The 7,618-nt window shown below is 61.0% G+C and carries 7 protein-coding genes and 2 tRNA genes; all 9 read right to left on the bottom strand.

Annotation, left to right across the window (positions count from 1 at the left end; genetic code table 11):
* Positions 1-11: 11 nt before the first annotated feature.
* The 9 genes from FHL16_RS32040 to accD all read right to left on the bottom strand — a co-directional run bounded on the left by FHL16_RS32040 (position 12) and on the right by accD (position 7,526).
* Positions 12-88: transfer RNA gene (locus tag FHL16_RS32040), tRNA-Asp, on the bottom strand.
* Positions 89-143: 55 nt separating this feature from the next.
* Positions 144-219, bottom strand: a tRNA-Val gene (locus tag FHL16_RS32035).
* 182 nt (positions 220-401) lie between these two features.
* Positions 402-1,175, bottom strand: a complete 774-nt coding sequence (locus FHL16_RS32030; RefSeq protein ID WP_010456018.1) for an SDR family oxidoreductase — start codon at positions 1,173-1,175, stop codon at positions 402-404.
* Positions 1,172-2,383, bottom strand: coding sequence for an O-succinylhomoserine sulfhydrylase (locus tag FHL16_RS32025; protein ID WP_010456020.1), 1,212 nt, complete (start codon positions 2,381-2,383; stop codon positions 1,172-1,174). The genes FHL16_RS32030 and FHL16_RS32025 overlap by 4 nt, the downstream gene beginning before the upstream one ends.
* A 66-nt stretch (positions 2,384-2,449) precedes the next feature.
* Positions 2,450-3,955: an amidophosphoribosyltransferase gene (gene purF / locus FHL16_RS32020; protein ID WP_010456022.1), complete on the bottom strand. Its 1,506-nt coding sequence runs from the start codon at positions 3,953-3,955 to the stop codon at positions 2,450-2,452.
* A gap of 41 nt (positions 3,956-3,996) precedes the next feature.
* The gene (locus FHL16_RS32015) at positions 3,997-4,557 is read right to left on the bottom strand and encodes a CvpA family protein (protein WP_010456024.1); all 561 of its coding nucleotides are present in this window, start codon (positions 4,555-4,557) and stop codon (positions 3,997-3,999) included.
* Positions 4,558-4,655: 98 nt separating this feature from the next.
* Positions 4,656-5,318, bottom strand: coding sequence for an SPOR domain-containing protein (locus FHL16_RS32010; RefSeq protein WP_010456026.1), 663 nt, complete (start codon positions 5,316-5,318; stop codon positions 4,656-4,658).
* Entirely contained in the window at positions 5,302-6,609 is a 1,308-nt protein-coding gene (gene folC / locus FHL16_RS32005) for a bifunctional tetrahydrofolate synthase/dihydrofolate synthase (RefSeq protein ID WP_077750386.1), read from the bottom strand. The genes FHL16_RS32010 and folC overlap by 17 nt, the downstream gene beginning before the upstream one ends.
* A complete protein-coding gene (accD, locus tag FHL16_RS32000; RefSeq protein WP_010456031.1) occupies positions 6,606-7,526 on the bottom strand; it encodes an acetyl-CoA carboxylase, carboxyltransferase subunit beta in 921 nt (306 codons plus the stop codon). Before accD ends, folC begins: the two co-directional genes overlap by 4 nt.
* Between the last annotated feature and the right edge of the window lie 92 nt (positions 7,527-7,618).

The raw sequence follows: 7,618 nt of genomic DNA, 5'->3' as shown, positions 1-7,618 counted from the left end.
CTCGGAAAATATGGCGCAGCGGACGGGACTCGAACCCGCGACCCCCGGCGTGACAGGCCGGTATTCTAACCGACTGAACTACCGCTGCGCGTCGGTGGAGGCTTTTAACAGCTTCCATCTTGCTCTCGCAAGACTCTCGGATTTGGTGGGTGATGACGGGATCGAACCGCCGACATTCTGCTTGTAAGGCAGACGCTCTCCCAGCTGAGCTAATCACCCGTTTGCATCTCCGAGGCCGCGAAATTTACGCAGGTAGCGAACCTAAGTCAATAGCAGGATTGAAGTTTTTTCAAAACAGCTCCAAGTACAAGCTTCAAGCGGCAAGTAAAAGCAGGATCGCGTATTCAGGGCTTGCACGGGCTCGCATTTACTTGCCGCTTGTAGCTTGAGACTTGCAGCTTCTACTTGTAGACCATCTTCTTGGTCATGCCGCCATCGACCACAAATTCCTGGCCGGTGACGAACCCGGCATTCTTCGACAACAGCCACGCCACCATCGCCGCGACGTCTTCGACAGTCCCGACCCTGCCCGCCGGATGCTGGGCATGGTCGGCATCGGTCAGGGGGGCGGCACGTCGTGCCGCCGGGTCTCGCGCGTCGATCCAGCCAGGGCTGACCGCGTTGACGCGTATTTCCGGCCCAAGGCTGATGGCCAACGCGTGAGTCAGGGCCAGCAGGCCGCCCTTGCTCGCCGCGTAAGCCTCTGTATCAGGCTCTGATTGCCCGGCACGGGTCGAGGCCAGGTTGACGATCGCACCGCTGTGAGCGCGCAGATACGGCGCACAGTGTTTGGCCAACAGCATTGGCCCACTGAGATTGACCGCCAGCACCCGGTTCCAGTAAGCCAGGTCGAGGCTTTCCAGGGTGATGTTGTGCGGGTCGGCCACCGCCGCGTTGCACACCAGCGCATCCAGACGCCCGAATTGACCCAGCACCTCGGCAACGCCCAGCGCCACTTGCCCCTCGTTCGAGACGTCCATGGCGACGAACCAGGCGTTTGCGCCCAGCACTTTTGTCACTTTCGAACCACGCTCTCGATCAAGATCGGTCAGCACCACCTGCCAGCCTTCGCTGATCAGCCAGGCCGCGATCCCCAACCCGATGCCGCGTGCAGCACCGGTGACCAGTGCAACGCGGCCATGGGTGCCGGTACCCGGCGTCGCCAACTCGATCACAAGGCCGCCAACCCGCGCGCCAGATCGGCTTGCAGGTCTGCCACGTCTTCCAGACCGACAGCGATACGGATCAGGCTGTCACGAATGCCCGCCGCTTCACGCTCTTGCGGCGCCAGACGGCCGTGGGAGGTGGTGCTCGGGTGCGTGATCGTGGTTTTGCTGTCGCCCAGGTTGGCGGTGATCGAAATCAGACGGGTCGCATCGATAAAGCGCCAGGCGCCCTCTTTGCCGCCCTTGACCTCGAAACTCACCACGGCGCCGAAACCTTTCTGCTGGCGCAGCGCCAGTTCGTGCTGCGGATGGCTCTTGAGGCCGGCGTAATGGACCTTCTCGATGCCGTCCTGCTGCTCCAGCCACTCGGCCAGTTGCTGGGCGTTGGCGCAATGCGCCTTCATGCGCAGGCTCAGGGTTTCCAGACCCTTGAGGAAGATCCAGGCGTTAAACGGGCTCAGGGTCGGCCCGGCGGTGCGCAGGAAACCCACCACTTCTTTCATCTGCTCGCTGCGACCGGCGACAACGCCGCCCATGCAACGGCCCTGGCCATCGATGAACTTGGTCGCCGAGTGCACGACGATGTCCGCGCCCATCTTCAGCGGTTGTTGCAACGCAGGGGTGCAGAAGCAGTTGTCGACCACCAGCATCGCGCCTTTGGCATGAGCGATTTTCGCCAGCTCGGCAATGTCTACCAGCTCTGCCAATGGATTGGACGGCGACTCGACGAACAGCAATTTGGTGTTGGCCTTGATGGCCGCGTCCCAACCGGACAGGTCCGCCAAAGGCACGTAGTCGACTTCGATGCCGAAGCGCTTGAAGTACTTTTCGAAGAGACTGATGGTCGAGCCGAACACGCTGCGCGACACCAGCACGTGATCACCAGCGCTGCACAGGCTCATGACCACCGCCATGATCGCTGCCATGCCGGTGGCGGTGGCGACCGCTTGCTCGGCGCTTTCCAGCGCGGCAATGCGCTCTTCGAACGCGCGAACGGTCGGGTTGGTATAGCGCGAGTAAACGTTGCCCGGCACTTCACCGGCAAAGCGCGCCGCCGCATCGGCAGCGGTACGGAATACGTAGCTTGAAGTGAAGAACATCGGATCACCGTGTTCGCCTTCCGGCGTGCGGTGCTGACCGGCGCGTACGGCCAGGGTATCGAACGCTACGCCTTCGAGGTCGCTGTCCAGCCGACCGGCATCCCAATCCTGACTCATGCTGTCACTCCTTGCCTTGTTCTTTATAAGTAGATACAAAACCGGCCCCTCAGGGCCGGTAGTTACTCAGTTGTTGTACAGATCAATGATCGCGCTGACGGCCTGCGTCTTGACCTTGGAGGCATCGTTACGTGCCTGCTCGATCTTGTTCAGGTAAGCCTCATCGACGTCACCGGTGACGTACTGGCCGTCGAACACCGCACAATCGAACTTCTCGATCTTGATCTTGCCGCCACCGACCGCTTCGATCAAGTCAGGCAAGTCCTGATAGATCAGCCAGTCGGCGCCGATCAGGTCGGCAACGTCCTGGGTCGAACGATTGTGGGCGATCAGCTCGTGAGCGCTCGGCATGTCGATACCGTAGACGTTCGGGTAGCGAACGGCCGGTGCTGCGGAGCAGAAGTAGACGTTTTTCGCGCCGGCTTCACGGGCCATCTGGATGATCTGCTTGCACGTGGTGCCACGAACGATCGAGTCGTCCACCAGCATCACGTTCTTGCCGCGGAATTCCAGTTCGATGGCGTTGAGCTTCTGGCGTACGGATTTTTTCCGTGCAGCCTGGCCCGGCATGATGAAGGTCCGGCCAATGTAGCGGTTTTTCACGAAGCCTTCGCGGAACTTGACGCCCAGGTGGTTCGCCAGCTCCAGGGCCGCAGTGCGGCTGGTGTCCGGGATCGGGATGACCACGTCGATGTCGTGTTCAGGACGTTCGCGCAGGATCTTCTCGGCGAGCTTCTCGCCCATGCGCAGACGGGCCTTGTACACCGACACGCCGTCGATGATCGAGTCCGGACGCGCCAGGTAGACGTGTTCGAAGATGCACGGGGTCAGGGACGGGTTGGTCGCGCACTGACGGGTGTGCAGCTTGCCATCTTCAGTGATGTAGACCGCTTCGCCTGGTGCCAGGTCGCGAATAAGGGTGAAGCCGAGCACGTCCAGGGAGACGCTTTCGGAGGCGATCATGTACTCGACGCCTTCGTCGGTGTGACGCTGACCGAAGACGATCGGGCGGATGCCGTGCGGGTCGCGGAAACCGACGATGCCGTAACCGGTCACCATTGCCACGACCGCATAACCACCGACGCAACGGTTATGCACGTCGGTTACAGCGGCGAATACGTCTTCTTCGGTAGGCTGCAACTTGCCGCGCTGGGCCAGTTCGTGCGCGAACACGTTGAGCAGCACTTCCGAATCGGAGTTGGTGTTGACGTGGCGCAGGTCAGATTCGTAAATCTCCTTGGCCAGCTGTTCAACGTTGGTCAGGTTACCGTTGTGCGCCAGGGTGATGCCGTAAGGCGAGTTGACGTAAAACGGTTGAGCTTCGGCCGAGGTCGAGCTGCCCGCGGTCGGGTAACGCACATGGCCAATGCCCATGTGACCGACCAGGCGCTGCATGTGACGCTGATGGAACACGTCACGCACCAGGCCATTGTCCTTGCGCAGGAATAACCGGCCATCATGGCTGGTCACGATACCGGCAGCGTCCTGGCCGCGGTGCTGGAGGACGGTTAGCGCGTCATACAGCGCCTGATTGACGTTCGACTTACCGACGATACCGACGATGCCACACATGCGACGCAACCCCTACTTAATGGATCTGAACTGAACACAACTCACTGAGGCGTTTTGGCCGTCGGCAAGAGGTGCTCCTTGAACGGTATCTCAGCGGGTACGCTGATACCGCTGGCAAGCCACTGACTGCTCCACCCGAGGATCAGGTTTTTGGACCAGTCTGCGACCAATAGAAATTTTGGCACGAGCTGTGACTGTTGCCACCACCCGTCCTGCTGTACCGGCCCCAGGCTCAACAGCCCGACCGCCACGACCACCAGCAACACGCCACGCGCGGCGCCGAAGGCCATGCCGAGGAATCGATCGGTCCCGGATAGCCCGGTGACGCGTACCAACTCGCCGATAAGATAATTGATCATTGCGCCTACGATTAACGTGGCGATAAACATGATGGCGCAGCCCGTGATCACACGAGCTGATGGCGTTTCGATGTATCCGGCGAGGTGCTCGGACAATGCACCACCGAACATCCAGGCGACGACTCCTGCGATGATCCAGGTCACCAGCGATAATGCTTCTTTGACGAAGCCGCGGCTCAGACTGATCAATGCGGAGATGGCGACGATTGCAACGATCGCCCAGTCAACCCAGGTAAATGGCACAGTGCAGCCTACAGACGGATAAGGCGGCGCATTTTAGCAGAGCGCATGGCTATCGGTAAGCTGCGATTGTCAGTGCATTTCAAATCGGGGCGATAGTTTTAGTTGCGCTCAGGCTGGAAACGCACCACAAAACCCTTGAGGTTCTTCTGGCGGCCCAACAAGTCGCGCAGGCGATCCGCTTCGGCGCGCTCGATCAGCGGCCCGACAAACACCCGATTCTTGCCATCGGCCGTGCGGATATAGGCGTTATAGCCCTGACTGCGCAGGTCTTTTTGCAGACTTTCTGCGCTTGCACGGCTCGACAGACTGGCCAGTTGCACCGACCAGCTGACCGAAAGGCCATTGGCATCGACGCGGCTTTGAGTCGTGTCTGGCTTGCCCGGCGCGGCCGTAATCGGCTGGGCAGGCGGCGTCGTCGGCGCAGCAGGCTTGACCACAGGCGCGGGAGCGACCGGTTTGGTAGCAGGCGCAGCCGCGGCTGGCGCACTCGGGGTGATCGGCGCCACGGGTGCTTCTTGCTGAGCGATCTCGTCATCGCTTGGCACAGGTTCCTGAGGCAGCGCTTGTGGCTCGGGCACCACCACTGGCTCGACCTGCACTGGCGGTACCGAGGGTGCTTGCGGCGCAGCCGGGGCTTCGACCGTCACTTGACGCTGCTCATCCTGGCGGGAAAACAGCATCGGCAGAAAAATAACCGCCAGCGCCACCAGAACCAGGGCGCCAACCATGCGCTGTTTGTATGCCTTATCCAGCAATGCCATTTGCCGCTTCCTCCGTGGAGCGCCGGGCCAGCCATTCGAGGGCCTCGGCGACACAATAAAATGATCCGAACAACAGAATCTCGTCGTCGCTCGTTGCCAGTGCGCACTGCCCTTCCAGGGCGGCGGCCACACTGTCATAAGACGTTACCGCAGCGCCAAGGTTCTGCAACGCCGCCTGCAAATCGGCCACCGGGCGCGCACGCGGCGAATCCAGCGGCGCGACAGCCCATTGCTGGACACTAGCATTCAATTCACTGACAACACCATCCAGATCCTTGTCCGCCAACAAGCCAAACACCGCCAGACGCTTGCCGACCGGCGGACGAACGGCCAGACGGCGCGCCAGATACTCGGCTGCATGCGGGTTATGCCCCACATCCAGCAACAGGCTCAGACGCTTGCCCTGCCAATCGATTTGACGGCGGTCAAGACGACCTGCCACCCGCGTCGCTGTCAGCGCATTGATTACTTGCGAATCGACCCACGGCAAACCGAGCAACAGGTAAGCCTGCAAGGCCAGTGCGGCGTTTTCCATCGGCAGATCGAGCAACGGCAGATCATGCAACTCGACCACTCGCCCTTGAGCGTCAAGACCGCTCCATTGCCAATTGTGATCGGTCACACCGAGGTCGAAATCGCGCCCACGCAGGAAAAACGGGCAATTGAGCTCGCGGGCTTTATCCAGCAGAGGTTGCGGAGGATTCAGGTCACCACAGAGCGCAGGCGCGCCCTGGCGGAAGATGCCGGCTTTCTCAAAAGCCACGGATTCGCGGGTATCGCCCAGGTAATCGGCGTGATCGACGCCAATACTGGTGACCAGCGCCATGTCGGCATCGACTACGTTGACCGTGTCTAGACGCCCGCCCAAGCCGACTTCCAGCACCACGGCATCAAGCCCTGCCTGTTGAAACAGCCAGAACGCCGCCAGGGTGCCCATCTCGAAGTACGTCAGGGAAGTGTCGCCACGGCCCGCCTCGACCGCAGCAAAGGCTTCGCACAACTCGGCATCCGTCGCTTCGACGCCGTTGACCTGCACCCGCTCGTTGTAACGCAGCAGATGCGGAGAATTGTAGACACCAACGCTCAGGCCTTGAGCCCGCAGCAACGAGGCCACGAATGCACAGGTGGACCCCTTGCCATTGGTGCCGGTGACCGTGATCACCCGAGGCGCCAGCTTGCCCAGTCCCATGCGGGACGCTACCTGTTGCGAGCGCTCCAGGCCCATGTCGATGGCCGAAGGGTGCAACTGCTCTAGGTAGGCGAGCCACTCGCCAAGGGTACGTTCGGTCATAGGTTGGCAGGTACCGGTGGAACCACGATCGGCTCAATGGGTGCGGCAACGAATTTTGGCGTCGGCAGGCCCATCATTTGTGCCAGCAGGTTGCCCAGGCGCGGACGCAGTTCCTGGCGGTGAATGATCATGTCGATTGCACCGTGCTCCAGCAGGAACTCGCTGCGCTGGAAACCTTCCGGCAGTTTTTCACGCACGGTCTGTTCGATCACGCGTGGACCGGCGAAGCCGATCAGGGCTTTCGGCTCACCGACAATCACGTCGCCCAGCATCGCCAGACTGGCGGAAACGCCGCCGTAGACCGGATCGGTCAGCACGGAGATGAACGGAATGCCTTCTTCACGCAGACGCGCCAGGACCGCAGAGGTCTTGGCCATTTGCATCAGGGAGATCAGGGCTTCCTGCATCCGCGCACCACCGGAAGCGGCGAAACAGATCATCGGGCAACGGTTTTCCAGCGCGTAGTTGGCAGCGCGGACAAAACGCTCACCCACGATGGCGCCCATCGACCCCCCCATGAAGGAGAACTCGAAGGCCGAGACCACCACTGGCATGCCCAGCAGGGTGCCGCTCATGGAGATCAGTGCGTCTTTTTCGCCGGTCTGCTTTTGCGCAGCGGTCAGGCGGTCCTTGTACTTCTTGCCATCGCGGAATTTCAGACGGTCAACCGGCTCCAGGTCCGCGCCCAATTCTGCACGGCCTTCGGCGTCGAGGAAGATGTCGATGCGCGCGCGGGCGCCGATACGCATGTGGTGGTTGCACTTGGGGCAAACGTCCAGGGTCTTTTCCAGCTCCGGACGATACAGCACAGCCTCGCAAGACGGGCATTTGTGCCACAGACCTTCAGGCACCGAGCTCTTCTTGACCTCGGAACGCATGATCGAAGGGATCAGTTTGTCTACTAACCAGTTGCTCATGCTTTCTTTCTCCAGTACCGGCGGCCCGAACGCTCTGGTTCGCAGCCCCGCGTATGCCCTTGAGCTAAATTCATGTGTGTGGCGATGATCGG

The sequence above is a fragment of the Pseudomonas sp. FSL W5-0299 genome, from assembly GCF_005930655.1.
GTDB lineage: Bacteria > Pseudomonadota > Gammaproteobacteria > Pseudomonadales > Pseudomonadaceae > Aquipseudomonas > Aquipseudomonas mandelii.
This window is presented reverse-complemented; position numbering and strand designations above follow the sequence as displayed.